Source organism: Streptococcus sp. SC1 (assembly GCF_030272855.1).
Classification (GTDB): domain Bacteria; phylum Bacillota; class Bacilli; order Lactobacillales; family Streptococcaceae; genus Streptococcus.
The window spans coordinates 166,781-193,664 of sequence record NZ_JAQCMU010000004.1 but is presented as its reverse complement, the minus strand read 5'-3'; the positions used below and the strand labels follow the sequence as shown (position 1 = coordinate 193,664).

The following is a 26,884-nucleotide window of genomic DNA, read 5'->3' as shown; positions in this document are numbered from 1 at the left end:
GCAGAAAGCAGAATTCGGCTCAGTCAGCCTGCTGGCTGGGCTATTTTTGAAAGGAAAAGTATGGCAACTTATGAAACCTTCGCATCGGTTTATGATGCGATTATGGATGATTCTTTGTATGAGAAGTGGACGGATTTCAGTCTGCGTCATTTTCCCAAGGATAAGAAAAGGCTGCTGGAACTGGCCTGTGGTACGGGCATTCAGTCCATTTATTTTAAGCAAGCTGGTTTTGATGTGACGGGGCTGGATCTGAGTCAGGAAATGCTGGATTTGGCAGAGAAGCGCAGCAGAGAGGCCGGTTTGGACATTCCCTTTATCCAGGGCAATATGCTGGATTTGAGTGGTGTCGGTCAGTTTGACTTAGTGACTTGCTATTCGGACTCGATTTGCTACATGGAGGACGAAGTGGATGTCGGTCAGGTATTTACTGAGGTTTACCAGCATCTAAATGAGGGTGGCCGCTTTATCTTTGACGTGCACTCGATTTACCAGATTGACGAGGTTTTTCCAGGTTATTCTTATCATGAAAATGCTGAAAATTTTGCCATGGTCTGGGATTCTTATGCGGACGAACCGCCTCATTCCATCGTGCATGAGCTGACCTTCTTTGTCCAAGACGAGGATGGGAGCTTCACGCGCCATGATGAGGTGCATGAGGAGCGGACCTATGAGATTCTGACCTATGATATCTTGCTGGAGCAGGCTGGCTTTAAGAATGTCAAGGTTTACGCGGACTTTAAGGACAAGGAGCCAACTTACAAGAGCGCTCGCTGGTTCTTTGTGGCGGAGAAATGAGATGACAGTCACCGGTATTATCGCAGAGTTTAATCCTTTTCATAATGGGCACAAATATCTGCTGGAGCAGGCTTCTGGTCTGAAAATTATCGCTATGAGCGGCAATTTTGTTCAGCGAGGGGAGCCGGCTATCGTGGACAAGTGGACTCGGGCTCAGATGGCTTTAGAAGCTGGAGCGGATCTGGTTCTTGAGCTGCCTTTCTTGGTCAGCGTTCAGGCAGCGGATTTTTTCGCTAAGGGGGCAGTAGACATCTTAGAGAGACTGGGCATCGAACAGCTGACTTTTGGGACCGAGGAAGTGCTGGACTACGAGAGTATTTCCAAGGTCTATAGTGAAAAGGCAGAGCAGATGGAGGCTTATCTGGCTGGCTTGCCTGATTCCCTATCTTATCCTCAGAAGACTCAGGCTATGTGGCAGGAATTTGCAGGTCTCAATTTCTCAGGTTCTACTCCCAATCATATCTTGGGTTTGGCCTATGCCAAGGCTGTGGCGGGAAAGGGTATAAAATTGTGTCCGATTCAACGTCAGGGGGCTGGCTACCATTCCTTGTCAGCTGATCAGGAATTTGCCTCCGCAACGGCCCTTCGTCAGAATCTAGATCAGCCAGATTTTCTGAAAAAATTCACTCCAGCCTATCACTCGCTTGAAACGACACCCAAGGTGACTTGGTCGGATCTCTTTCCTTATCTCCGTTACCAGATAGTGACCTATCCTGATTTGACGGACTACTATCAGGTCAATCAGGAGTTGGCTGTTAGGATTAGAGAGGCCTTGAAAAGCAGTGAGACCATAGAAGAACTGGTTGAGCAGGTGGCGACCAAGCGCTATACCAAGGCTCGGGTTCGGCGTTTGCTGACCTACATCCTGGTCGGAGCTAGACAAGAAGAACTTCCGTCTGGCATCCACATTTTAGGCTTTTCCGAGCAGGGGCGCCAGCATTTGTCCAAGCTTAAGGGAAAAGTTGAACTGGTCAGCCGTATTGGCAAAGAGCCATGGGATAGTCTAACCCAGCAGGCTGATAAGGTCTATCAGTTAGGAAATCCTGCACTTAAGGAACAGAACTTTGGACGCTTTCCACTACAAAATACTCTCTGATAGTATGAGCGGATTCGAGCAACCTATTTGTAAATAGAAAAAAGGGGCTAGCAGCCTCTTTTTCTTATTCACTAAATCGTAGGAAATATCCATCTGGATCCAAAACCGCAAATTCATGTGGGTAGATAAAGCTATCTCCTACGCGAAATTCTCTTTTTGTCAGCGGACGATGGATGGGATAGTCAGCTTCCAGCAGTTTTTGGTGGAGCTGAGGGACATCTTCGATGCCAAAGGAAATATTGACACCGCGCCCGAAAGGATAGGTCAGTTGGGCTAATTCTTCTGCGCTGCCTTCTTCTAACATGAGCTGGCAGTCTTCAAGCGAGAGGAAGAGAAATTTCTCCTCTGGACGCTCGTATTCGACAGAGAATCCCAGTAAGTCACAGTAGAAGTGGCGCGACTTTTCGATGTTGGATACCACAAATTCGGGAATAACAGCCTGATAGTCCATCGGATTCCTCCTTAAAGTTCAATTTCCATGACAATCGGAGTGTGGTCTTGCCGTGCACCAGAGTCAATCATATCAGACTTGGTTACCTTGTCAGCCACGCGGTTGCTGGTCAACCAGTAGTCGATTCTCCAGCCGGTATTGTTGATTTTAGAAGTCTTGCTGCGTTGCGCCCACCAAGTGTATTGGTTAGGGATATCGCCGTGCAAGTGGCGGAAGGTATCGGTAAAGCCTTTAGCCAGCAGATTGGTGAAACCAGCACGCTCTTCATCAGTAAAGCCTGGTGAACGGCGATTGCTGGCAGGATTAGCAAGGTCGATTTCCTTGTGGGCTACATTGTAGTCGCCAGTTGCGAGGACTGGTTTTTGTTCATCTAGTGAAGCCAAGTATTCAGCGTATTTGACATCCCAGACTTGACGCTCTTCCAAGCGTTTGAGACCATCGCCAGCATTGGGCGTATAGACCTGAGTGACGAAGAAGTCGTCAAATTCCAGCGTAATGATGCGGCCTTCAGCATCCATGGTTGACGGAGCGCCGATTTCTGGGAAGGTTACGATGGGTGTCAGCTTTTTTTTGTAGAGGAACATGGTTCCTGCATAGCCCTTGCGGGCTGGCTCTTGAGACGAGCGCCAAGTATTTTCATAGCCTGGGAAGAGCTCTTCTAAAATTTCAAGGTGTTTTTTAGTCGGGCCTTTAGCGGAAAGCTTTGTTTCCTGAATAGCGATGATATCCGCATTTTCTGCTTGCAAGGTCCGAAGGACAGCCTGAGAGAGCTGAGCGCGGGCAGAATCACTGGTCAAAGCAGCGTTTAGAGAGTCTATGTTCCAAGAGATGAGTTTCATAAAATGTCCTTTTCTAGTAGAAATTTCCTGAGTTTATTATACCAAAAGATAGAGTTGATTTATAGCAAAGTGATTGCAAAGCTACAAAAAGGCTAGAAGAAGGAGTAGTCCCCTCTTTCAATCGCTAGGAAATATGATATAATGAAGTGTTATCAAAAAAGGTTTCATTAGCCTTGAAAGGATTAAAAAATGACTACAAAACAATCGTTTTATATTACGACACCTATTTATTACCCGTCTGGCAAGCTCCATATCGGGTCTGCCTATACTACCATTGCCTGCGACGTCTTGGCTCGCTACAAGCGCCTCATGGGCTATGATGTTTTTTATTTGACTGGTCTTGATGAGCACGGTCAAAAGATCCAGCAAAAAGCTGAAGAAGCTGGTATCAGTCCGCAAGCTTACGTCGATGGTATGGCGGTTGGAGTCAAGGAACTCTGGAAACTGCTGGACATTTCGTATGATAAATTTATTCGGACGACCGATGACTACCATGAAAAAGTTGTGGCTGACGTCTTTGAACGTCTCTTAGCCCAAGATGATATCTACTTGGGTGAATATTCAGGCTGGTATTCTGTATCTGATGAGGAATTCTTTACTGAAAGCCAGCTGGCTGAAGTCTTCCGTGATGAAAATGGGAAAGTAACTGGCGGAATTGCGCCATCTGGACATGAAGTGGAGTGGGTTTCTGAAGAGTCTTACTTCCTCCGCCTCAGCAAGTACCAAGATCGCTTGGTAGAATTTTTCAAATCACAGCCCGACTTCATTACGCCAGACGGCCGTCTCAATGAAATGCTGAAAAACTTTATTGAACCTGGTTTGGAAGATTTGGCCGTATCTCGGACGACCTTTACTTGGGGCGTGCCTGTGCCATCTAATCCTAAACACGTTGTCTATGTTTGGTTCGATGCCCTGCTCAACTATGTGACTGCTCTTGGTTACGGTCAAGATGAGCACGGTAACTTTGATAAGTTCTGGAACGGAACAGTCTTCCACATGGTTGGGAAAGACATCCTTCGTTTCCACTCCATCTACTGGCCAGTCCTCCTTATGATGTTGGATGTGAAATTACCAGAACGTTTGATTGGCCATGGTTGGTTTGTCATGAAGGATGGCAAGATGTCTAAGTCTAAGGGCAATGTGGTCTATCCTGAAATGCTGGTTGAACGCTATGGCTTGGATGCCCTGCGTTATTACCTCATGCGCAGTCTTCCGGTCGGCTCAGACGGAACTTTCACACCTGAGGACTATGTTGGCCGTATCAACTATGAGCTAGCCAACGACCTTGGAAACCTCCTCAACCGTACGGTTTCCATGATTAACAAGTACTTTGACGGTCAAGTGCCAGCCTATGAAGAAAATGTGACAGATTTTGACGGAGCTTTGGCTCAGGTAGCAGCTGAATCCATCGCTGACTACTACAAACACATGGACGCGGTGGATTACCCACGCGCGCTGGAAGCAGTCTGGACGCTTATCTCCCGCACCAATAAATACATCGATGAAACCGCTCCTTGGGTTCTGGCTAAGGATGAAGCCAAGGTCAAAGAACTGGCAGCAGTTATGAGCCACTTGGCAGCTAGCCTTCGTGTTGTTGCCCACATGATTGAGCCTTTCATGATGGAAACCAGCAAGGCTGTCCTCAGCCAACTTGGCTTGCCTCAAGCAATTTCGCTGGAAAACCTAGCAATTGACCAGCTCCCAGCAGGTCTGACAGTTGTAGAAAAAGGGACACCAATCTTCCCTCGTCTGGATATGGAGGAAGAAATTGCCTATATCAAAGAACAAATGGAAGGCAATAAACCTGCGGTTGAAAAAGAATGGAATCCAGAAGAAGTCGAGCTCAAACTTAACCGCAAGGAAATCAAGTTTGACGACTTTGATAAGGTAGAAATCCGTGTCGCAGAAGTCAAAGAAGTTTCTAAGGTTGAAGGCTCTGACAAACTCCTCCAGTTCCGCTTGGATGCAGGAGACGGCGAAGACCGCCAAATTCTCTCTGGTATTGCTAAATACTATCCAAACGAGCAAGAACTGGTCGGTAAAAAAGTCCAAATCGTAGCCAACCTCAAACCCCGCAAAATGATGGGCCGCATCAGCCAAGGTATGATCCTCTCAGCCGAGCACGGCGACCAACTGACTCTCCTAACTGTGGACGAGAAAGTACCAAATGGAAGTTTGATTGGGTAGAGAATTTTGTAGCCCATTATTTCAATTGCTAACATTCGTGTTAATCTCATCTAATGTAAAGCCCCCAGCAAGTTTATTTTGCTGGGGGCTTTTTGATTGAATAAGATTTTTCACTGAACTGTTTATTCATAGATCCTATATACAGGTTCTATGGACTGGTGAGGCTAGCGATTTGATGGCGATGAGGATAAGGAGACAGTGTTGCATAATTGTTCTAATATATGCCAATTCTTTATTTAAACTTAAAACCTTCATAGACCAGATCTGCTTTAGGATTGGTCTTTTTAAATTCGTTGGCTAGTTTATCCATCATCTTGACAGGTCCGCACATGAAGACGGTGGTTTGGTTGTCCAGAGGATAATTCTTGAAGTCCAAGTAGCCGGAGACTTTACTATCAACCAAATGAAGGTCAAACAGTGGATTCTTGGCTGCGTAGTCTTTGAGTAGGTCTAGGTAAACAGCATTTTCAGCTCCAGTGTAAGCATAGTAGAAGCTGACTGGACGATTCAGATTAGGATTTTCTCGGATATAGGAAATGAAGGGCGTAATACCAATTCCACCAGCAATCCAGATTTGCTTTTCTTGTCCTTGGTCAAGTATCATGTGGCCATAAGCCCGGTCAATGGTGACCTTGGTTCCCTCTTGGATTTTGTCATACAGTTTCTTAGTGTGGTCACCAGAGTTCTTGATAGTAAAGTAGACGATATTGTCATGGCCACCAGAGATAGAGAAAGGATGCGGCGCTTTTTCAAATCCTTCTTGGAAAATCTTGATAAAGGCAAACTGTCCATACTGGTAGTCTAGCTTTTGACTGAGCTGGATCTTCAACTCCACAGTATCGTGGTTCAGTCGCTTGACTTGCAGGATTTTCCCCAGATGGCGAAAGGCCAAACTTTGGTAGAGGAAGATGATGTAAAAGCCAGAAGCTAAACCGATGATAGCGTAGAATCCCACTACGAATCCTAGCAAGGTAGGTGTTAGGAGTTGACCGCCCATCAGCATATAAGCATGGAAAAGACCAAAGATATAGGCCAAATAGACAAAGCGGTGAATCCAGCGCCAAGCCTCGTATTTGATGTGCTTGCCAAGATAGGCTACCAGAACAATGCTGACAAAGAGATAGATACCGACATTACCAAGCTGGCCTGCTAGATGAGAGCCCCAGAGACTGCCACCCATAGCAACGTTGTGGAGAGCGAGCAGGACGACGGAAAAGATAGCTGTAAACTTATGATAGGCGTACATCTTTTCGATGCCATTGAACCATTTTTCCAATAGGGCATTCCGAGTCGCAAGTAAAAAGGTCAGCGAAAGGGTAGTTAAGGCCAGACCGGGTACGATAAAGTTGGTCATTCCAGCTGAAGCCCAAGCATAGATGGTCAGGACTATGCTGACAGCGATAAGGGCGATTCCTTTGATAGATTTCATGATGTTCTCCTTTCTGATTTTTATCACTACTTAGTTGTAAATGAATTCATTACATTCTAACAAAGAAAAAACAAGCTGTCAAGACTGAGTTGTAATCATGCTACAAGTTGCTTCCAATTTTAGAGAATTCACTTATTAGCCATAAAAAACGCTCCTGAGTCTAGTTTTCTAGATTGTGGCAGGAGTGTTTTTCTTTTATATTAGAGAGTTGTCAAGTGCTGTATTTATAGCTTATTGCTCATTGGGTTCATCTGTTTGAACAGGCTCATTACTTGTGAAAGAAAGATTCTTAGTGAATTCGGATAGATTTTCCTTGACCTCTTGAACAAGTTTGCTAGGCTTCAGCAGATTCATGTCGTCTTTCCAAGACTGGTAGCGCATGTCTACCAGTAGTTTGGCCAGGCGCGTCAGCATTTCCCGCTCCTGGTCCGTGAGGGCATTGGCATTTTCAAAAACAGCCAGGATTTTGTTAAAATTTTCCAGCTTGGTGAGGTCATTGATGGAGCTGATACCAGCATCTAGGATGAGACCGAAAAAGAGATCGAAAAAGTCTTTTAATTCCTCATCGGAAACGCTATCCACCCAGTTTTTTAGAGTTTTATCTACTTGAAGGCTGTCTGGATTGAGGTTGTCCAGTAGGACAAAAGTCTGGTCAATGATCTGCCAAGTGAAGGTATCGTGCTGAGCCAGACCGCCGAAAGCTGTGCTTTTGACAATCTGAGCCTGCTTGGGCGTTTCGAGCATCATTCCGACGATAGAGCCTTGCGGAATGTAGCGCTTTATCTTGTCTGAAATAGTCTGGTAGCCTTGACTGGTAATGACCGAGTGATTCAGTCCGGGAGCATCATAGCTGTAAATGCTCTGAATCCGCTCTTGGTATTCTGGCTCGATTTGACTAGCAGCGTAGGAAGCTAAGTTGCCACCCTTTGAGTGACCTGTCAGGATGAACTGACCAGGCAGAGCATCCATAGCTTTTCGCAGATAATTGACCGCCGTTTTTTGAGCTGGGACCTGATTCATATAGGTCATGTGGAAGTCCTCTTTCCAGCCGATAATGGAATCATCAGTTCCTCGGAAGGTCAGGACATAACTATCGGGCTTGATTTTGAAAATCATAGTTGCAAATTGCTTTTGAACATCAGGGTCAATATCATTGACATAGCCCATGAGCTTAATATTTTTAAAACGGGTGGAGCTGGCTACCTTTTCTAAAAGTTTCAACCGATTTTTAGTCACCAACATGGACAAATCTTGAGGCACTTTTTCAGCAGCTTCAAACAAGCGGCAAGTACAATCAGGGGACATCTGGTCAGACACAATCTGGTCAAAAGGCAGATAAGTTATCTCTGTCAGCATCAGCATATCCAGTTCATTAAAGGGGGTGTCGTAGATACTGTCGTAAGCTACTTGGTCTAGGTAATCAAAAATTATTCCCATATTTATCTCCAATATTCTATCTTCTTCCAGTATAGCATAAGTGGGGTGAGTTGTCAGAAAGGAAAAAATAAAAGAGCGGAAACCTGAAGATGTGCTTCAGGTTTCCAGCTCTTTTGATCTAGTAAGCCTTGCCAATGAGGATGGCGTAGATAAAGAATAAGGCAAAGCCAAAGAGGAAGATCAAACCAAGGATGGAAAGACCTTTTAGCCATTTGCTCAGATGTTTATTCTCGCTCGTAACGAGGAGATAGTTTAGAAGAGCAAAAAATGGAGTAGTCAGGAAGGAAGCAATCATGGCGAAACGAAGCATGAGAGCCACACTACCTTGGAAGAAGTAGATGATAACGCCACCGATAATAGCTGTAGCGGTCATCCAGATATGCAGAGTTTTTTGAGAAGTCTTCTCTTCATTGAGAAGGAGGCGTAGAGATTCAGCATTTACACGGGAATAGCCATCGATAACGGTAATAACCGTACCAAAGATACAGAGAAAGGCGATGAAAGTAATCAGAATCCGTGACCAGTCGCCAAGAACGGATGCGTACATCCCAACGAATTGCTGGATGTAGGCAGCACCAGCATCTTGAACTGCTTGGCCAGTTGGATACTGAATGAGAGCGCCCATAGCGACGAAGAAGATAGCCAGAATGGCCGTACCGATATAGCCAACGTTAAAGTCAAAGAGTCCGTCCGTGACAGAGATATTGACAGATTTTCCTTTCTCAGCAGTCCAGAGGGAGTTGATTGCTGAAATCTCGATTGGAGCTGGCATCCATCCCATTAGAGAAACGATGAAAGGCAAGGCAGCCATTTGCCAAGGGGTCTTTTCAACGAAGTCTGCCCCGTACTCAGGATGCTTGATAATGGCAACGATGACCGCAATAACGGTTGCAAAGGTTAGAGCGGACATGATCCATTTGGCAAGGCCATCGAGGAACTTGTAGCCACCAAAGAGTAGCATTGCCCAGATCAGGATGATAAGGATCAGAGACCATTGAGTAATGCTGAGTCCAAGGGCGTTTGGAAAGGCGCTGGCGATGATAGCAGCACAGAGAATTCCAACCCCTGCTGTATTGACCAAGGCGGAGAAGACATTTAAAACGAAGAAGATGCCTAAGTAGACTTTTCCTTTTTGCGCATAACCTTCAACCAAGCTGTGACCAGTTTCTAAGGTGTACTCAGCACCGAAGCGAAAGAAGGGATATTTGAAGAGGTTGGCCAAGATGACCAATCCCATCAAAGCCCAGCCGTACTTGGCGCCTGCTTGAGCAGAGGAAACAATGTGAGAGCCACCAACAGCGGCAGAGGCCATGAGGATCCCAGGGCCTAGGGCTTTTAGTTTAGACTGCCAGGTAGATGTCTGAGTTTGTTCTAGCATAATAATCTCCTTATTATAAAAAATGAATTTTCAGACAATTCTGAATGTAGTGTTATTTTATCTTTTTACTCTGTCTTTGTCAACACTTCTTGAATGATTTCTTGAAACTTTCTGAAAACAACATGAATTTCAGACTAAAAAAGTGTCTGTGATTTAAGGGAGAATTTGATATAATAGCAGTAAGAAAAATGAGTGAGGAAATGGAATGCACAAGATTTTACTGGTCGAGGATGATGCGGTTATCCGTCAAATGATCAAAAAGATGCTGGAGCAATGGGGCTATCAGGTTGTGGCGATTGAGGATTTCATGCAGGTTTTGACAACCTTTGTCAAGGAGGAGCCTCAGCTGGTGCTGATGGATATTGGCCTGCCCCTATTTAACGGCTACCATTGGTGCCAAGAAATTCGGAAAATTTCGACGGTACCGATTATGTTTCTGTCTTCGCGCGACCAGTCCATGGATATCGTCATGGCCATTAATATGGGCGCAGATGACTATGTGACCAAGCCCTTTGATAATAATGTCTTTTTGGCCAAGGTTCAAGGCCTGCTGCGGCGTTCGTACGAGTTTGGGACGGATCAAAGCCTTTTGGAATATCAGGGCGTTATTTTAAATCTTAAATCCATGGATTTGGTCTATGAGGGCGAGCTTGTGACGCTGACCAAGAATGAATTTCAGATTTTGCGGGTGCTCTTTGAGCATTCTGGCAGCATCGTGGCGCGTGATGACTTGATGAAGGAGCTCTGGAACAGTGATTTCTTTATCGATGACAATACCTTGTCCGTCAATGTTGCCCGTCTGCGTAAGAAGCTGGAAGAGCACGGTCTGAAGCATTTCATTGAGACGAAAAAAGGGATAGGGTACGGTTTAACCAATGGATATGCAGGATAAATTTTTCTTTTTGAAGCATCATCTGTATTCCCGTCGCTTCATCTTGTTGCTCTTGCTGATTGTATTTTCAATTATGGGGATGTTTGCCTTTATTTTCGAAGATGGGCGCAGTCTGCTAGAGTATCAGCTGCTCTTAGCCTTTCTCCTTGCTAGCTTTTTCTTGGGAATGGATCTCGCTAGTGCCTATAAGGAATACCTCAACCAGCTCTTTTATGCGTCAGGTCGGCCTCAGACAGCCTTAGAGGTTCTCCTTTTTGAGAAACTGGCTCTTTTGGAAATGGACAAGAAGAACCGTGCGATTGAGGAGAGGGAGAAGTTAAATGACCTGATGGACTACTATACGCTCTGGGCTCATCAGATCAAGACGCCTATTGCGGCTAGTTCATTGCTGGTCGGAGAGATTGAGGACAAGAAGGTCAAGAACCAGCTGGAGCAAGAGCTCTTTAAGATTGAGTCCTATGTCAATATCGTCTTGCAGTATCTTCGCTTGGAGAGTTTCCACGAGGATTTGGTCTTGAAAAAGGAAAATGTTGAAGACTTGGTCAAGGAGATTGTCAAGAAGTATGCGATTTTCTTTATCCAAAAGGGCTTGAGCCTCAATCTGCATGATCTGGACCGAACCATCATCACAGACAGAAAGTGGTTCGTCGTTATTTTGGAGCAAGTGCTGTCAAATAGTCTGAAATATACCAGTCAGGGCGGGATTGAGATTTATTTTCAGGAGGATACGCTTTATATCAAGGACAGCGGTCTGGGTATTCAGGATGCGGATTTGCTGCGGGTTTTCGAGCGAGGTTTTTCGGGCTATAATGGCCGTTTGACCCAGCAATCGTCTGGCTTGGGACTTTATCTGTCCAAGAAAATTGCAGATGAGCTGGGGCATCAGATTAGCATCGCTTCTCAAGTTGGACAGGGAACAACTGTCATGATTAGTTTTTCAGAGAAGAAGATGATATTTGAATAAGGCATTCTTACAAATTTGTAAGGTTGGCCAGTGAAATTGAAAGGTTAGGTTATGGTACTGGCCTTTCTTTTTTTGTAAGATAGATGTATAAAGAAGACAAGGAGATATGAAATGAAAACAAGAGGATTAAATGCTTTCCAACTCAAGCTTTTCATGGCCTTTTTAATGGTTTTTGATCATATTGGTAAGATTCCAGGGCTTTTGCCGACAGGCTGGGACGGGATTTTTCACCTGCTGACTCGCTGTGTAGCTGCTTGGTTTGCTTTTGGCGCAGTAGAAGGCTTTCTGCATACGCGCAACCGCTTGGCCTACAATGCACGCTTGTTTATCTGGGCGGCTATCATGCAGCTGGGCAATAGCATCTTGACCATGCTCTTTCATAGTAAGGGAATTCATCTTGAGAATAATATCTTTCTCAGCTTAGCCTGTGGCGTTCTGGTGCTTAATCTTGTATTTGGTTTTTCCAAAAATGGTGAAGAGATTATGGATGAGAAGCGCTATTTGCGGATTGGAGCGGCAGTCTTAATTGGTTTGGCAGGAGTTTTTTTGACAGAAGGCGGCATGACCATTATTCCTTTGATGCTGATTAGCTATATCTTCCGCAATCAGCCTGCTCTCAGAACTTTTTCTTACATGGTCTTGGCTTTTCTGCTCTTCTGTCTGAGCATTGAAATCTACCCAACCATGGGAGCCACCATTTCGATGATGCTCTACAATTCAGACTGGGCCTTTATTACCGTCTTGCCCTTCCTCCATCTCTACAATGGCGAGCGAGGCTATAATGGCAAGTGGGGCAAGTATTTCTTCTATATCTTTTACCCAGCCCATCTCTGGATCATCGCACTGATTGCATATCTAGTGCAGAGATAAAAATATTGGCATTTAAAAATTAGTAAAATATGGAAATAAAGCTGTTTCTGTATTAAAATGGAATTATAGAAAAGGAGATCATGATGACCTTATTAGATGTACAACACGTGAAAAAGATTTATAAGACTCGCTTTCAGGGTAGCCAAGTAGAGGCGTTAAAAGACATTCACTTTACGGTAGAAAAAGGCGAATATGTCGCCATCATGGGTGAGTCAGGCTCTGGGAAATCCACCCTGCTCAACATTCTAGCCATGCTGGACAAGCCGACTGAGGGCCGCGTCTTTCTCAACGGAACTGACACAGCAACAATCAAAAACAGTCAGGCTTCCAGCTTCCGCCGAGAAAAATTAGGCTTTGTCTTTCAGGACTTCAACCTGCTGGATACCCTGTCGGTCAAGGATAATATCCTCCTACCTCTGGTCCTTTCTCGTCGTCCTATTACCGAGATGATGCAAAAGCTGGTTACAACCTGCAATGAACTGGGAATTAACAAACTTCAAGAGAAGTTTCCTTATGAGATTTCCGGTGGCCAGAAGCAGCGGGTAGCAGTAGCTCGGGCCATTATCACTGAGCCTGAGATTTTGCTGGCAGATGAGCCGACGGGAGCCTTGGATTCCAAGTCTTCAGCAGCCTTGTTGGATGTCTTTGATGATATCAACGACCGCGGCCAAACCATTCTCATGGTAACCCACTCGACTTCGGCGGCTAGTCGGGCCAAGCGGGTGCTCTTTATCAAGGACGGGATTCTTTACAACCAAATCTTCCGCGGCAACAAGACCGAGCGGCAGATGTTCCAAGAGATTTCCGATACGCTGACAGTTATGGCAAGTGAGGTGGGCAACTATGTTCAAACTAACGAGTAAACTGGCTTTATCAAATCTGATCAAAAATCGCAGTTTGTATTATCCATTTGCCTTGGCAACGGTACTGGCAACAGCGATTTTGTATAGTTTTGTCTCACTGGCTCACAGTCCAAATATGGAGACCTCTTATGGTGGTACAGCAGCTCGCATGACCTTGCAGTTTGGTATCCAAGTCATTCAGATTGCAGTGCTCATCCTTATCACCTATGCCAATAGCTTTGTCATGAAGAACCGTTCACGGGAGCTCGGTGTTTATAGTGTGCTAGGGATGGAGAAGCGTCACTTGCTACTTATGACCTTCTTTGAGCTCTGTGTCTTTTATCTGGGCACGGTCGGTCTGGGAGTCTTGTCTGGTCTAGCTTTGGACAAGATGCTTTACGCAGTCCTTTTGAAATTGATGGGAATGCCAGCAGTTCTTGCTTCGACTTTCCAGTGGCAGAACGTCTGGGTGACCCTAGTCAGTCTAGGTGTCGCTTTTGCGGTGATTTTATTGCTCAACTCGACTCGCCTTTTACGCTATAGCTCTCTTAACCTAATGAAAGAAAAGAAAGCAGGCGAGAAGAAGGGACGCTTCCTTTGGGTGCAAACCTTGCTGGGGCTTTTGCTCATGGGTGTGGCTTATTACATGGCTTTGACCGTTACCAAACCTGTCGCTGCTATCGGCAATTTCTTTATAGCTGTGATCATGGTTATCCTAGCGACCTATCTGCTTTTTAATGCCGGTTCGATTACGCTATTGCAATTTCTCAAAAAGCGCAAAGGCTACTACTACAAAACGCAGAATTTCATTTCTGTTTCCAATCTCATCTCGCGGATGCGTAAAAATGCAGCAGGATTGGCAACTATCTCCATTCTATCTACCATGCTCTTAGTGACTCTGGTTGGTACAATCAATATCTATGTTGGGGGTCAAGATTATATTACTACCTTGCATCCAAAGGATTACAATGTCAGCGTCGTCTTGCCGAAATCGACCGAGCAGAAGGAGGCTATGTTGGACAAGGTTCAGCAAGTCGCTCAGGACACAGGCCTGAAGAAGCCAAGCTATACTACCTATCTCTATCAATCAGCCTTCATCATGAAACTGGCTGGTAATGATGTGACGGTTCCAATGCAAAGCGAGCTGGATTCGGATCCAAGTATCTTGACCAAGTCTGCTGGCACGATTACAGTTATCAATCGCCAGGATTATGAAAAAATGACAGGGAAAAAGATAGACTTGGCAGATGATGAAACTCTTGTCTATGGAAAAAATGTTTCCTTAAATAAGGATAAGCCTCTCCGAGTGAATGGCAAGGACTGGAAGATTAAGCAGCTTTTACCGTCGAATTTCACGCATGGGGAAATCCCTAATCCAAACGACGTGGCCATGGAACAGGGCCTCTATATGGTGGTCAATGATAGTAAAGAAGTAGGGCTAAATGTTGCACACTATTACTACATTGGAGTTGCTTCAGAGACTAAGGGCAGTAAGAAATTTGTCGAGCAAGTCCAGCTGGGACTGAGGGACACTTTGGATCAGGAACAGGCCCAAGATGGCAGCTACGCAATGGCTAGTGACCGTCATAGCGCAGAGAAGAGCTATCAGGAACTTACCGGAACCTTGCTCTTCATCGGAGTCTTCCTCTCCGTTATCTTCCTTCTAGGAGCTGTTCTCGTAATTTACTACAAGCAAATCTCTGAAGGCTATGAAGATCGTGATGGCTTTATCATCTTACAAAAGGTTGGTTTAGATGAAAAGCAGACTAGAAGTACCATTCGCAAGCAAATCTTGACTGTCTTCTTCCTACCTCTCATCTTTGCTTTTCTACATATAGCAGCAGTCTTTCATATGCTGCGCTTGATAGTTGCTCTATTGGGTGTGACCAATCTTCCTCTCTTAATCCAGACAACACTTGCGACTTGCGGCGTCTTCCTCCTGACCTATATTTTAGTATTCTTACTAACTTCCCGCAGTTATCACAAGATTGTTGCCAGATAAGGGCAAATCCCTGACCTAGAGGTCGGGGATTTTTTGGTGTCTGGAATATTACCACTCATCTCCCTCATTTTACCGCTTGTGCAAAAAGCCGAGATTTTTCAAAAAAGACTTGCTATCATAGTCTCAGAAGTTAAGGCAGGAGAAAAGATCATGTTAGTCCAAGTAAAAAATCTGACCAAAGTTTATGGAGACAAGGTAGCAGTAAATGGCCTGAATTTAGAAATTGAGTCAGGCAGTTTCACAGCAATTCTGGGTCCTAATGGAGCGGGCAAGTCGACAACCATTCAGATGTTGATTGGACTTTTGCAGCCAACATCAGGACAAATCATTTATGCAGAACAAACCAAGCTGGGTGTGGTCTTTCAAAATAGTGTGCTAGATGCCAATTTGACGGTAATAGAAAATCTGCAAATCCGTGCTAAACAGTACAAGCAGGTGGAAGCTAGGAAAATTGAACAGTTGATTGAGCAACTGGGGCTGACTAGCTTTGCCAAACAACGCTATGGGACACTTTCTGGCGGACAAAAGCGACGGGTAGATATTGCGCGTGCTCTACTCAATAGCCCCGACTTGCTTTTTCTGGATGAGCCAACGACGGGCTTGGATATTCAGACTAGAGAAAGCATTTGGAAGCTGCTCAAAGACTTGCAGCAGAAGGAAAAGATGACCGTAGTTTTGACTACCCACTATCTAAATGAAGCTGACGACGCAGATAAGATTTACATCGTAGATCATGGTCAAGTCATTGCGCAAGGCTCTGCCGACCAGATCAAGGAGCGCTATGCCCGCAATGTTTTGCGGATTTTAACCCAAGATTCAGAGGGCTTGAAGGTTGCTTTGCCGACTAGCTGCGAATGGGAGCAAGCCAAGGAAAATGAGTTTTTCTTTTATCCAGAGGCGACCCAAGAAGCGCTGACGTTGCTGAGCCAGCTTGGCTCCTATATTGAACAATTTGAATTTCAACCAGGAACGATGGATGATGCCTTTATGGCTCTGACAGGAAGAGAGGTACGTTAAATGTTAATGTTGATCAAACGAAATTTTTTACTTTATTTTCGCAATCATAGTGGGGTGATTCTCTCTCTCTTTGGAGTCATTATTCCCTTTGTTTTATATCTGGTTTTCCTAAAGAACAACATGAAAGGCTCTTGGTCAGACAGTAGTCATGCGACGGAGCTGCTTGACTTTTGGTTGATTAGCGGAACACTGGCTGTTACTGCCTTGACAACCACCCTATCAGCTTTTTCACAACAAACTGAAGATCGAGAAAGAAAGGTGACCGCTGACCTCTTTATCACAGATTTGGGGCAATGGGGCTTGAGGTTTAGCTACTTAATCAGTGCCCTTGTGATTGGTTTTGTCATGCAAGTCTTCATGTTTGCTGTCATGCTGACCTACTTTATTCTAGCAGACAAGATTTCCTTTGACTGGAAGCTTCTTCCCCAGCTGGTTGGCCTCATGATGCTCAATAGCTTGCTGGCAAGTCTCCTCAATGCGCTAGTTGTTCCTTGTTTCAAATCGGTGAATTCCTTGGGGCAATACGCAACGGTCATTGGTGCGGCTTCTGGTTTTCTAGTGGGAACCTATATTCCGATCGGGACTCTGCCTAGCCTCGCCCAAAATCTCATGAAACTGACTCCCTCAACCTACATGGCTTCCCTTTTCAGACAAGTCCTGATGAAGGATTCTCTGACAGAAGTTTTTGCTGGTCAGGGTCAGCTCCAGCAAGACTTTGAGAAGCTCCTAGGTATCCGTATCGAATGGCAACAGCTCTTGACAAGCCAAGAAACATACTATATAGTTGGAGTAGTGCTCACGGTAGCAGCCCTGTTCTGGCTAGGTCAAAATTGGCTGCTGAATCGACGGATGAGCTTCAAGTAAAGAAAGTAGGAGGCCTAGGTTTGCAGACAAGATTTGAAGAAGATGCTCAGATTTCCTCCCAAGACCCGCTGGTCGTCGTGAAAGCGGATCAGTTGGCTGGCGAGGCCAAGACCGTCCTAGACTATCTGGAACGCTATAAGGCTGGTCCAAGTGGTGTCCTGCCTATTAAGTCGGATGATAAGCTGGTCATGCTCAAGACGGAGGACATTATCCTGGCCGATATTAATCAGACAACCCTGATGATTTACAGTACCGAGGGCGTTTATACAACGACAGAAACGCTGACTCGTTTTCAAAATCGTCTCAATAGTCGCAATTTTATCCAGGTATCTCGGCATGCAGTCATTAACATCGATCATCTGGAATCCTTGTCGGATAGCTTTTCGGGCAATATGACTGCTAAGCTGACCAATCAGCTCAAAACCGATGTCAGTCGTCGCTACGTCAAGCTGCTTATGGACTATTTGGGAATTTAGGAGGAAAATCATGACCTTTAAAAAAATTCTGATCGGTATGCAGGATGGTCTGAGAACAGGTAGCTTGGTCTTTCTGCTGGTAGGCCTGTTCTCAGGAAAAACATTTTCGTTGACTTCTAGCTCTATTCTCAGTGTCCTCCTTGTCAGCGCCTTAATCGGAGTAGCAAGCTATATCTTTGATGCGACAGATCGCTTTCCATTTCCTTTCCTACTTTTCTGCCACTTTGTAGTGACAGCGACCATCGTTTGTCTAGCTGTGATCTGCAATGGCTGGGGTAATATGCTTTTCGGCTGGCCCTTCTGGCTAAGTTTTATTTTGATCTACCTCTTGGTTTGGTTTCTTGTCACTATTGATTCTATGATTAAAACCAAGAAAATCAACGAGGCCTTGAAAAATCGTAGAAAACACTAATGTATCCAAGATGCAAGCAAGTTTTATCGAAAACTTGTTTGTTTTTTTATTTAACAAAGGAGCTATTATCTCAAACTGCCGTCTTCCTTTTAAAGTACGATTTCCGCTTTTCTTGACAAAGATTTTTAAAGTGTTATAATTTGAATGAATAGAAAATTTAATTCATTCACAAAAGGAGAAGGTCATGGACAAAAAGGCTAAATTATTGGCTGAGGCTAGGCAGGTGTTTGCTGAGAAGGGTTATAAAAAGACGAATATTTCAGATATTACCAAGCGTGCTGGTATGGCTGTTGGCTCCTTTTATAAGTATTATGAATCCAAGGAAGCTATTTTTTTAGAGGTCTATGTAGCGGAGAATAACCGCATACGTGAGGAAACCATGCAGCGCGTGGATTGGCAGGGTGAGCCAGAGGCAGTCGTAGAACAGCTTTTTGCAGTCACTTTTGAATTGATTTCACCTAACAAAATTTTGGCTGAGTGGAGCAAGCCGGGGATTTCTCAGATCTTGCACGACTACTATAATCAGGATGATGGTCGCGCGGCCAATGCCTTTCATCAGTTTTTGATTCGGACTTTCAGCCAGCGCTTGCAGGAGAAGGGCTTTTCACAGGAGGAAGTCGCCCAAATCATGAAGGTTTACGATTTGATCTACTACATTGACATGCATGTGACAGAGCAGGATTTTCCAGGTTATTTTGAGAGTATCGAGACCTTGGTGAAATATTTTTTAAAGGGAGTTTTTTCTAAATAAGAAATTCCTTTTCTTAGAAGATAATGTGAATGAATATATATTAAAATTCATTCAGTTAAGGAGGTGGATTTGTGTGATATAGAGCGATGGAGAAAGCAAATTAGAGGAAAATATTTTTTTGAGAAGATGTGAATGAACCTTTAAGAATATTCATTCAAATAGGGAAGTGAGGAAAATGATGATGAAACAAGATGGAAATCTATTGAGTGGAAGGACTATTTTGGGGCTTTGCCTAGTTGTGATTGGTCTTTTGACTCTTGGTTATGGTGGGGTGGAATTTGGCTTTGGCCTAAGCTTAGGCTTTCAGTCATTTCTGATTGGTGGTCTCCTTTGTATCTTGGCTGGATTGCTTGTAGTGCCGGGCGTAGCGGTAGCTGTCAAGCTGGTGGTCTTGGCCTTGACGGCGATCAGTATCTTGCTCTATATTCACAGTATGCCTGATTTGGTAATTCTCTTACAACTGATATCGGATGTAGTGGTTGTAGGCTTTGCTGCTTTTCTGGCAGTGCTTTTGTTGAGAAAGTAGGAGGAAAAAATGATTATAGTTTATGATTCAGTAACGGGTGTTGGGAAGCAATTTGCAGAATCGCTGGGCTATCCAACACAAAGCATCAAGGAAAAGTTGGAAGAGCCTTGCATTCTCATTACGCGAAACGCAGGTGCTGGGAAAATTCCCTGGTCCACTAAGCGCTTTATTAAGAAACATTCAAGCTTGATTAAGGGTTTTGTCAATAATGGAGATTCGGTGAAGCATGGACGGACCTTCTGCGGGGCTACAGCTTTGATTATCGAAAAATACGGGCTGGCGCATATCTGCGATATTGACCGAGGTGGCAAGGAAGAGGACATCAAACTTGTGCAGGAATACCTGGCTAAATTCTAAGAGTGGATGATTTATATGATAAATCTATAGGAAAAGGATGGGTGATAATCACTCATCTTTTTTGTAGGAATGTTCGATAAAGTTTGTTTTTCTCCTAATTTTAGGAAAAACGCTCAAAAATATAAAAAAGGTTCTTGGCTTATTGAGATAAACGATCCTGTTTTATAAAATAGGAGGGAAACGATTATAAAAATAAAGCGCTTTCTTTTTAAAAATGGAAGCGGTTACTAAAGAAAAGAAGGAGGATCCTATGGAAAAGGATCATTGGAATCGAAAGAGAGTTTATAGCATAAGGAAGTTTTCTATTGGCGTTTGCTCGATAGTTATTGGAACTTGCTTCCTCTTATTTGGAGCAAGTGTGGCGGGAGCAAGTCCAGTTTATGCCGAGGAGACAACTGCGTTGGTTGCTGCAGAAAAGCCCACGGAGGAAAAGCCCGTTGAGGAAGAAGTGACTGCTGAAGCAGTGACACATCAGGCAGCTGAGCCTGTTGTGCATTCTCAGGAGGAGAAAAAAGAAGAGAGCCCTCAGTTTGCTAAAGCGGCGGAGGACATTTCAGCAGTATCTCAAAATGGAGCAAAAGAGAATGCACAAGAAGCTACTCAAGAAAAAGCTGCTCAGCCTGAGATAAAATCTGCGACCAAGGAAGAAGTGAGCCAAATGATCGAAGATAGGAAAGTGAATTTTAATCAGAATTGGCACTTTAAATTAAATGCTAATGCTAAGGAAGCTGTCCAAGCTGAGACGGATGTCACATCGTGGCAAAAATTAGATCTGCCTCATGACTGGAGTATCCACTTTGATTTTGACCATGAGTCGCCTGCACAGAATGAAGGTGGCCAGCTCAATGGTGGAGATGCTTGGTATCGTAAGCCTCTGAAATTAGACGAAAAAGATCTTGATAAAAATGTTCGTCTGACATTTGATGGTGTCTATATGGATTCGCAGGTCTTTGTCAATGGCCAGCTGGTCGGGCATTATCCAAATGGTTATAACCAATTTTCATACGATATCACTAAATACCTCCACAAAGATGGTCGGGAAAATGTCATCGCTGTGCACGTTGTCAACAAGCAACCGAGCAGCCGTTGGTATTCAGGGAGCGGGATCTACCGTGATGTGAGTTTGCAAGTGACAGATAAGGTTCATGTTGAGAAAAATGGTACCACTATCTTAACGCCAGAACTTGAGAAACAACAAGACGGTAAGGTTGCAACTCATGTGACGAGTAAGATTGTCAACACAGACGAAAAAGACCATGAAATCACAGCAGAATATCAGATTGTTAGACGTGGTGGTGAGGCAGTCACAGACCTCATCCGCACTGCTAGTCAAAAGATAAAAGCCCACGAAAGCCGTGCCATTCAGGCAAGCTTAGAAGTAGAAAAACCGGAATTGTGGACTGTATTTAATGACAAGCCTGCCTTGTATGAGCTGGTAACACGGGTCTATCGTGATGGTCAGCTAGTCGATGCTAAGAAAGACTTGTTTGGCTATCGTTATTACAACTGGACTCCAAACGAAGGCTTCTCTCTTAATGGCCAGAAGGTCAAGTTCCACGGAGTATCCTTGCACCATGACCACGGGGCTCTAGGAGCAGAGGAAAACTATAAGGCAGAGTACCGTCGCCTCAAGCAAATGAAGGAAATGGGTGTCAACTCCATTCGTACGACCCACAATCCTGCCAGCGAACAGACTTTGCAGATTGCGGCAGAGCTGGGTTTGATGGTCCAAGAAGAGGCTTTTGATACTTGGTATGGAGGTAAGAAGCCTTATGACTATGGTCGTTTCTTTGAAAAAGATGCAACTCACCCAGAAGCTAAAAAGGGTGAAAAATGGTCTGACTATGACCTGCGGACCATGGTTGAAAGAGGTAAAAATAATCCTGCTATCGTTATGTGGTCGATCGGAAATGAAATCGGTGAAGCAAACGGCGATGCTCATTCGTTAGCGACTGTTAAACGCTTAGTCAAGGTCATCAAGTCAGTTGATAAGACCCGCTATGTCACGATGGGGGCTGATAAATTCCGCTTTGGTGATGGTAGTGGTAGCCACGAGAAAATCGCAGATGAACTGGATGCAGTTGGTTTTAACTACTCAGAAGATAATTATAAAGCCTTACGTGCCAAACATCCAAACTGGTTGATTTATGGTTCTGAAACGTCTTCGGCAACTCGTACGCGTGGCAGCTATTTCCATCCAGAGCAAGAATGGGTTGGAAGCAATCAGTATTGGCGCAACTATGAGCAGTCTGACTATGGAAATGACCGTGTTGGCTGGGGTAAAACGGCAACCGCTTCTTGGACTTTTGACCGAGACAATGCGGGCTATGCAGGACAATTTATCTGGACAGGAACAGATTATATCGGTGAACCAACTCCTTGGCACAACCAAAACAGCACTCCTGTAAAGAGCTCTTACTTCGGAATAGTGGACACGGCGGGCATTCCGAAAAACGACTATTATCTTTACCAAAGTCAGTGGGTTTCAGCCAAGAAGAAACCAATGGTTCACCTGCTTCCTCACTGGAACTGGGAAGATCAAGACTTGGCAGACAATGTTGCAGATGCTGAAAATAAAATACCAGTCCGTGCATACTCCAATGCAGCTAGCGTCGAATTGTACTTGAACAACCAATCTTTGGGAGTTAAGAAATTTAATAAAAAAGAAACCAGCGATGGTCGTAGCTATCAAGAGGGAGCTAATCCTCAAGAACTCTACCTTGAGTGGAAAGTGGCTTATCAGCCGGGAACTTTGGAAGCTGTAGCTCGTGACGAGCAAGGTAAAGAAATTGCCCGCGACAAGATTGTCACAGCAGGTCAGCCAGCAGGTGTACGCTTGGTCAAGGAAGAACATGCTATCGCAGCAGATGGAAAAGACTTGACCTATATCTACTATGAAATCGTCGATCGTGACGGCAATGTCGTGCCAACTGCTAATAACCTTGTTCGCTTCAAGTTGCATGGACAAGGCCAGCTTGTCGGTGTAGACAATGGTGAGCAAGCCAGTCGTGAACGTTACAAGGAACAAGCAGACGGTTCTTGGATCCGCAAAGCCTTTAACGGTAAAGGAGTTGCCATTGTCAAATCAACAGACCAAGCAGGTAAATTCACGCTGACTGCCCATTCTGGTTTATTAAAATCAGACCAAGTGACGGTCTTTACTGGCAAAGACGATCAGAAAGAAAAGACTGTTTTGGGTACAGAAGTGCCAAAAGTTCGTACAGTTTTGGGACAAGCTCCAAGCTTGCCAGCGACAGTTCCTTTTGTTTACAGTGACGGTAGTCGTGCAGAACGCCCTGTAACTTGGTCACAAGCAGACGTTAGCCACTCAGGCATTGTAACCGTTAAAGGAGATGCAGACGGTCGCCAAGTAGAAGCACGTGTGGAAGTTTTAGCCGTTGAAAGAGAATTGCCAGTCATCAAACGAGTAGCTCCTGGAACGGACTTGAACAGTGTAGACAAGTCGATCCCTCTTGCTCTAACTGACGGCAGTGTCGAACATTATGATGTAGATAGATGGGAAATCGTGCCAGAAGATCAAGCTAAATTGTCTGTGGCAGGTTCTCGTATTCCAATGACAGGTCATCTAGCAGGCGATACCATTTCTGCTACCTTGCTCGTTGAAGAAGGGCAAGCAGCTGGACCTGTGACGCCACTAGTGACTGTGGGTGGTGAGGCAGTATCGGACCTGACTAGTCAAAAACCAGTCCATTATCAAAGCCTTGCCTATGGAGCGCAACTCCCTTCAGTGGCAGCTACATCTGAAAATGCGGATGTGACAGTGGTTCAAGCTAGTGCTTCAAACGGTATGCGCGCAAATATTTATGTCCAGCCAAAAGATGGTGGGGCCCTGCAAACTTATGCAGTGCAATTCTTAGAAGAAGCTCCTAAAATTGACCATTTGAGTCTCCAAGTTGAGCAAGCTGACGGTCTCAAAGAAGACCAGACTGCCCAATTAACTGTTTTGGCTCACTATCAAGATGGCACTCAGGCAATTTTGCAGGCAGATAAGGTGGCCTTCTCTACGAAAGGTGAAGGAGAAGTTGCCGTTCGTAAAGGAACTTTAGAACTGCACAAGCCAGGAAATGTGACTTTGAAAGCAGAGTATGATGGTGCTGAAGGGCAAGTGGAACTAGCGATTCAAGCCAATACGGAGAAAAAAGTGGTTCAAGCAGTCCGCCCAGTTCATGTGGTAACAGACTTGCATCAAGAACCAAAACTGCCAACAACCGTGACGGTTGAGTACGACAAAGGTTTCCCTAAAGTTCATAAGGTTACTTGGCAGGCTGTCGAAAAAGAAAAACTTAATCGCTACCACACTTTTGAAGTGGTCGGAAAAGTTGAAGGTATTGAGCAGGAAGCGCGTGCTAAGGTGTCTGTGGAAGGCATTGTCGCAGTAGAGGAAGTCAGCGTGACAACCCCACTTGCGGAAGCACCACACCTGCCAGAGAGTGTCCGGACTTACCATTCAAATGGGCAAGTTTCTTCAGCAAAAGTTGCTTGGGACGCTATTTCGCCAAGTCAATATCAAAAAGAAGGCGTCTTCACGGTCACTGGTCAGGTAGAAGGCACTCAGTTGCCAACCAAACTCTATGTCCGTGTCTCTGATAAGACCGAAAATGGAGCCAATATTTCGGACCAATGGACAGGTTCAGAATTGCCGCTGGCCTTTGCTTCGGACTCTAATCCAAGTGACCCAGTATCTTATGTTAATGATAAGGTGATTTCTTACAATGACCAACCAGCCAATCGTTGGACAAACTGGAACCGTCAAGATGAGGCTTCAGTTGGCGTTCTCTTTGGAGATTCTGGTATTATGACTAAGCGGGCAGTAGACAATCTGAACGTAGCCTTCCACGAAGATCACGGCGTTGGGGCTCCGAAATCCTACGTGATCGAGTATTATGCTGGCAAGGCCGTGCCGACCGCGCCTAAAAATCCTAGCTTTGTCGAAAGTGAGGAGCATGTCTTCAACGATGCTGCCAACTGGAAACCGGTGACCAACCTCAAAGCTCCAGATCAACTCAAAGCTGGGGAAATGAATCACTTCAACTTTGATAAAGTCGATACTTATGCCCTTCGGATTCGTATGGTAAGAGCGGATGACAAGTGGGGAACCTCTATCACAGAAGTCCAAATCTTCTCGAAACAAGTGGCTGCAGCGAAAGAGGCGGAAACCCGCATCCAAGTGGCTGGTCAAGACTTGCCAAACTTTAACCCAAGCTTGACTGACTATTATCTCCCAGCTAATGACGGAAAAGTACCAGCAGTAACTGCTAGTGTCAGCAATAATGGTCTGGCAACAGTCGTGCCAAGTGCCCATGAGGGAGATCCTGTCCGTGTTGTCGTGAAGGCTGAAAATGGGGATATCCTTGGAGAATACCGTCTCCACTTTACAAATGATAAAGACTTGCTGGCTCGTAGGCCAGTAGCAGCGGTGAAACAGTCTCGCTTGCTTCACCTAGGTCAAAGTCTAGACTTGCCAAACAAAGTTCCTGTTTACTTCACTGGTAAATCAGACTATGAAGTCAAAGACCTGACTGTTGAGTGGGAGCTAGTTCCAGCTGAAAATCTGGCAAAAGCTGGTGAATTTACTGTTCGAGGTCGCCTGCTAGGTAGTGGACTACCTGTCGAGCTCTCTGTCCGAGTGACCGACAAGCAGGGCGCGTCTGTGTCAGACAATCCATATTATGATGAAAATGGTAATCAAGCCTTTGCTTCAGCAACCAATGATATTGACCCAGGTTCTCATGACCGTGTGGACTATGTCAATGATGGGGATCATGATGACAGTCGTCGTTGGACCAACTGGTCTGCTACTCCGTCAGCGAATCCAGAAGTTTCAGCAGGTGTCATCTTCAAGAACCAAGGCAAGATTGTCAAGCGGACGGTCGTTCAAGCCAAACTGCGCTTCTTTGCCGATAGCGGAACAGACGCACCATCTAAACTTGTTTTAGAGCGCTATGTGGGACCGGATTTTGATGCTCCTGTCTATTACTCAAACTATCAAGCCTACGAGCCAAATCATCCGTTTAACAACCCTGACAACTGGGAAGTTGTTCCATATAACATCAACCAAGAAATCCAGGCAGGTACTGAACTTACAGCAAGCTTTAAGGCTGTCAAGTCGAAAGCAATGAGATGGCGAATGGAAAGAAAAGATAACAAGAATGGAGTTGCTCTGACGGAGATGACCTTCTTGGCACCAAGCGAATTGGCTAAGGAAAGTACAAATTCTAAGATTTTGGTAGATGGAAAAGAACTGCCAGACTTCTCTCATGAGCGTCAGAATTACCAAGTGACTTATATCGGTCAACGTCCGAAGATCACAGTAGCAGAAAGCGACCAAGTAGCTTCAACGGTTGTGGATAGTGGAGATGATTATTTGCCAGTCTTGGTGCGCCTTGTTTCAGAAAATGGTAAGCAGGTTAAGGAATACCGCATCCAATTGACCAAGGAAAAACCAGTGACTGGGAAAACTGCAGCCGCTGTCCAAGAGGAGCTTCCAAGTCTAGAAGTCCTCGAACAAGAGCTCAACTTCCAAACAGTTGAAAAAGAGGATCCGACGCTCAAACTAGGAGAAAGTCGTGTAGTTCAAGAAGGCCAAAATGGTCAGGAACGAGTTCTCACAGAAGTTTATCCAGATGGTAAGCGAGAAGAGAAGCTACGAGAAGTTCTCCAAGCTCCGACAGATAGAATCGTACTCGTCGGAACGAAGGAAGAGACTCCACAGAAATCACCTGAACATCATCATGTGACTCCTCAAAAATCAGAAGAGACTGGTAAGGGCGAAACTCGGATTGTAGAAGTTGAGAAAGGTCAAAGTCCGACTCAGTCAGCTGCAGAAAGACCTGCTCAAGCATCGGAAAAATCCGAAGAAGAACCAAAGGCTGAAGAAGCAAAACAAAAGACTGAAGAAACAAAATCGGAAGCTAGAAAAGCAAGTCAAACAGACAGTGATCGTTTGCCAAACACAGGAAACCGTTCTGCACAGCTAGCAGCGCTGGCAGGAATGGGACTGTTAGGCTTAGTAGCTAGTCTTGTAGCAAAACTAAAGAAAAAAGAAGATTAAGTCTCTAGAAGATTAATCTTGACAACTAAAGCTGTCGCATGAAAGACCAAGGTAGATGCCTTGGTCTTTTTTGCTGTTTTTCTAGGGAATTGTAGAAAATAGAGCAACTGAACTATCAATCGTCAAATTTTCTATTTAAGATGACAAAAATGTAAGTTTAAACACCAAAATGAAAGGTTATTCGATGGTAGCGGGACGAGGAATTTTATATCATATAGGTGTAAGGA

Annotated in this window: 20 protein-coding genes and 1 pseudogene; 16 read left to right on the top strand and 5 right to left on the bottom strand. The window is 44.8% G+C overall.

Annotation, left to right across the window (positions count from 1 at the left end; translation table 11 throughout):
• Positions 1-60: 60 nt before the first annotated feature.
• Together PAN94_RS07525 and PAN94_RS07520 are read left to right on the top strand one after the other, a co-directional pair.
• Positions 61-795 carry a class I SAM-dependent DNA methyltransferase gene (locus tag PAN94_RS07525; protein WP_285875340.1) on the top strand — a complete coding sequence of 245 codons (735 nt, stop codon included), beginning with the start codon at positions 61-63 and terminating at the stop codon, positions 793-795.
• 1 nt (position 796) lies between these two features.
• On the top strand, positions 797-1,891 hold the full coding sequence (locus tag PAN94_RS07520; RefSeq protein WP_285875339.1) for a nucleotidyltransferase: 1,095 nt from the start codon (positions 797-799) through the stop codon (positions 1,889-1,891).
• Positions 1,892-1,955: 64 nt separating this feature from the next.
• On the opposite strand, the gene PAN94_RS07515 is transcribed toward PAN94_RS07520, so the two are convergent.
• The gene (locus tag PAN94_RS07515; RefSeq protein ID WP_285875338.1) at positions 1,956-2,342 is read right to left on the bottom strand and encodes a bleomycin resistance protein; all 387 of its coding nucleotides are present in this window, start codon (positions 2,340-2,342) and stop codon (positions 1,956-1,958) included.
• A gap of 11 nt (positions 2,343-2,353) precedes the next feature.
• Positions 2,354-3,181: an exodeoxyribonuclease III gene (locus tag PAN94_RS07510; RefSeq protein ID WP_285875337.1), complete on the bottom strand. Its 828-nt coding sequence runs from the start codon at positions 3,179-3,181 to the stop codon at positions 2,354-2,356.
• A gap of 189 nt (positions 3,182-3,370) precedes the next feature.
• Between PAN94_RS07510 and metG the strand changes: the two genes are divergently transcribed.
• Positions 3,371-5,368: a methionine--tRNA ligase gene (gene metG, locus PAN94_RS07505; protein ID WP_285875336.1), complete on the top strand. Its 1,998-nt coding sequence runs from the start codon at positions 3,371-3,373 to the stop codon at positions 5,366-5,368.
• A gap of 232 nt (positions 5,369-5,600) precedes the next feature.
• Here the strand turns inward: metG and PAN94_RS07500 are convergent, their stop codons facing one another.
• The 3 genes from PAN94_RS07500 to PAN94_RS07490 all read right to left on the bottom strand — a co-directional run bounded on the left by PAN94_RS07500 (position 5,601) and on the right by PAN94_RS07490 (position 9,612).
• Positions 5,601-6,797 carry a ferredoxin reductase family protein gene (locus PAN94_RS07500; protein ID WP_149556048.1) on the bottom strand — a complete coding sequence of 399 codons (1,197 nt, stop codon included), beginning with the start codon at positions 6,795-6,797 and terminating at the stop codon, positions 5,601-5,603.
• Positions 6,798-7,028: 231 nt separating this feature from the next.
• Positions 7,029-8,234 carry a DUF2974 domain-containing protein gene (locus PAN94_RS07495; RefSeq protein ID WP_285875335.1) on the bottom strand — a complete coding sequence of 402 codons (1,206 nt, stop codon included), beginning with the start codon at positions 8,232-8,234 and terminating at the stop codon, positions 7,029-7,031.
• Between the two features lie 118 nt (positions 8,235-8,352).
• Positions 8,353-9,612: an NRAMP family divalent metal transporter gene (locus tag PAN94_RS07490; protein ID WP_005590976.1), complete on the bottom strand. Its 1,260-nt coding sequence runs from the start codon at positions 9,610-9,612 to the stop codon at positions 8,353-8,355.
• Positions 9,613-9,817: 205 nt separating this feature from the next.
• Here PAN94_RS07490 and PAN94_RS07485 point away from each other — a divergent pair, with 205 nt between their 5' ends.
• The 13 genes and pseudogenes from PAN94_RS07485 (at position 9,818) to bgaA (ending at position 26,657) form a co-directional block, all read left to right on the top strand.
• On the top strand, positions 9,818-10,504 hold the full coding sequence (locus PAN94_RS07485) for a response regulator transcription factor (protein ID WP_285875334.1): 687 nt from the start codon (positions 9,818-9,820) through the stop codon (positions 10,502-10,504).
• Positions 10,488-11,468 carry a sensor histidine kinase gene (locus PAN94_RS07480; RefSeq protein WP_285875333.1) on the top strand — a complete coding sequence of 327 codons (981 nt, stop codon included), beginning with the start codon at positions 10,488-10,490 and terminating at the stop codon, positions 11,466-11,468. The genes PAN94_RS07485 and PAN94_RS07480 overlap by 17 nt, the downstream gene beginning before the upstream one ends.
• Positions 11,469-11,579: 111 nt before the next feature.
• Positions 11,580-12,338, top strand: coding sequence for a TraX family protein (locus PAN94_RS07475; protein WP_285875332.1), 759 nt, complete (start codon positions 11,580-11,582; stop codon positions 12,336-12,338).
• Positions 12,339-12,421: 83 nt separating this feature from the next.
• On the top strand, positions 12,422-13,201 hold the full coding sequence (locus PAN94_RS07470) for an ABC transporter ATP-binding protein (RefSeq protein ID WP_005592422.1): 780 nt from the start codon (positions 12,422-12,424) through the stop codon (positions 13,199-13,201).
• A complete protein-coding gene (locus PAN94_RS07465; protein ID WP_285875331.1) occupies positions 13,182-15,182 on the top strand; it encodes an ABC transporter permease in 2,001 nt (666 codons plus the stop codon). The genes PAN94_RS07470 and PAN94_RS07465 overlap by 20 nt, the downstream gene beginning before the upstream one ends.
• Before the next feature lie 150 nt (positions 15,183-15,332).
• Positions 15,333-15,981, top strand: a pseudogene (locus PAN94_RS07460) (ABC transporter ATP-binding protein); the annotation flags it as partial.
• A gap of 218 nt (positions 15,982-16,199) precedes the next feature.
• On the top strand, positions 16,200-17,063 hold the full coding sequence (locus PAN94_RS07455; protein WP_285875328.1) for an ABC transporter permease: 864 nt from the start codon (positions 16,200-16,202) through the stop codon (positions 17,061-17,063).
• Between the two features lie 20 nt (positions 17,064-17,083).
• Positions 17,084-17,539, top strand: a complete 456-nt coding sequence (locus tag PAN94_RS07450; protein WP_285875327.1) for a LytTR family DNA-binding domain-containing protein — start codon at positions 17,084-17,086, stop codon at positions 17,537-17,539.
• 10 nt (positions 17,540-17,549) lie between these two features.
• Entirely contained in the window at positions 17,550-17,951 is a 402-nt protein-coding gene (locus PAN94_RS07445; RefSeq protein ID WP_285875326.1) for a DUF3021 domain-containing protein, read from the top strand.
• Positions 17,952-18,135: 184 nt separating this feature from the next.
• The gene (locus PAN94_RS07440) at positions 18,136-18,702 is read left to right on the top strand and encodes a TetR/AcrR family transcriptional regulator (protein WP_285875325.1); all 567 of its coding nucleotides are present in this window, start codon (positions 18,136-18,138) and stop codon (positions 18,700-18,702) included.
• Between the two features lie 178 nt (positions 18,703-18,880).
• The gene (locus tag PAN94_RS07435) at positions 18,881-19,228 is read left to right on the top strand and encodes a hypothetical protein (protein ID WP_353048982.1); all 348 of its coding nucleotides are present in this window, start codon (positions 18,881-18,883) and stop codon (positions 19,226-19,228) included.
• 9 nt (positions 19,229-19,237) lie between these two features.
• The gene (locus tag PAN94_RS07430) at positions 19,238-19,585 is read left to right on the top strand and encodes a class Ib ribonucleoside-diphosphate reductase assembly flavoprotein NrdI (protein ID WP_187422066.1); all 348 of its coding nucleotides are present in this window, start codon (positions 19,238-19,240) and stop codon (positions 19,583-19,585) included.
• 250 nt (positions 19,586-19,835) lie between these two features.
• Positions 19,836-26,657, top strand: a complete 6,822-nt coding sequence (bgaA, locus tag PAN94_RS07425; protein WP_285875323.1) for an LPXTG-anchored adhesin/beta-galactosidase BgaA — start codon at positions 19,836-19,838, stop codon at positions 26,655-26,657.
• Positions 26,658-26,884 lie beyond the last annotated feature (227 nt).

Excerpts from the sequence above, each read along its gene's own strand:
- PAN94_RS07500 (WP_149556048.1), bottom strand. The coding sequence starts at position 6,797 with ATGAAATCTATCAAAGGAATCGCCCTTATCGCTGTCAGCATAGTCCTG.
- metG (WP_285875336.1), top strand. The coding sequence starts at position 3,371 with ATGACTACAAAACAATCGTTTTATATTACGACACCTATTTATTACCCG.
- PAN94_RS07475 (WP_285875332.1), top strand. The coding sequence starts at position 11,580 with ATGAAAACAAGAGGATTAAATGCTTTCCAACTCAAGCTTTTCATGGCC.
- PAN94_RS07515 (WP_285875338.1), bottom strand. The coding sequence starts at position 2,342 with ATGGACTATCAGGCTGTTATTCCCGAATTTGTGGTATCCAACATCGAA.
- PAN94_RS07525 (WP_285875340.1), top strand. The coding sequence starts at position 61 with ATGGCAACTTATGAAACCTTCGCATCGGTTTATGATGCGATTATGGAT.
- PAN94_RS07465 (WP_285875331.1), top strand. The coding sequence starts at position 13,182 with ATGTTCAAACTAACGAGTAAACTGGCTTTATCAAATCTGATCAAAAAT.
- PAN94_RS07470 (WP_005592422.1), top strand. The coding sequence starts at position 12,422 with ATGACCTTATTAGATGTACAACACGTGAAAAAGATTTATAAGACTCGC.
- bgaA (WP_285875323.1), top strand. The coding sequence starts at position 19,836 with ATGGAAAAGGATCATTGGAATCGAAAGAGAGTTTATAGCATAAGGAAG.
- PAN94_RS07490 (WP_005590976.1), bottom strand. The coding sequence starts at position 9,612 with ATGCTAGAACAAACTCAGACATCTACCTGGCAGTCTAAACTAAAAGCC.
- PAN94_RS07435 (WP_353048982.1), top strand. The coding sequence starts at position 18,881 with ATGATGAAACAAGATGGAAATCTATTGAGTGGAAGGACTATTTTGGGG.
- PAN94_RS07520 (WP_285875339.1), top strand. The coding sequence starts at position 797 with ATGACAGTCACCGGTATTATCGCAGAGTTTAATCCTTTTCATAATGGG.
- PAN94_RS07510 (WP_285875337.1), bottom strand. The coding sequence starts at position 3,181 with ATGAAACTCATCTCTTGGAACATAGACTCTCTAAACGCTGCTTTGACC.
- PAN94_RS07495 (WP_285875335.1), bottom strand. The coding sequence starts at position 8,234 with ATGGGAATAATTTTTGATTACCTAGACCAAGTAGCTTACGACAGTATC.
- PAN94_RS07480 (WP_285875333.1), top strand. The coding sequence starts at position 10,488 with ATGGATATGCAGGATAAATTTTTCTTTTTGAAGCATCATCTGTATTCC.
- PAN94_RS07430 (WP_187422066.1), top strand. The coding sequence starts at position 19,238 with ATGATTATAGTTTATGATTCAGTAACGGGTGTTGGGAAGCAATTTGCA.
- PAN94_RS07485 (WP_285875334.1), top strand. The coding sequence starts at position 9,818 with ATGCACAAGATTTTACTGGTCGAGGATGATGCGGTTATCCGTCAAATG.
- PAN94_RS07445 (WP_285875326.1), top strand. The coding sequence starts at position 17,550 with ATGACCTTTAAAAAAATTCTGATCGGTATGCAGGATGGTCTGAGAACA.
- PAN94_RS07440 (WP_285875325.1), top strand. The coding sequence starts at position 18,136 with ATGGACAAAAAGGCTAAATTATTGGCTGAGGCTAGGCAGGTGTTTGCT.
- PAN94_RS07455 (WP_285875328.1), top strand. The coding sequence starts at position 16,200 with ATGTTAATGTTGATCAAACGAAATTTTTTACTTTATTTTCGCAATCAT.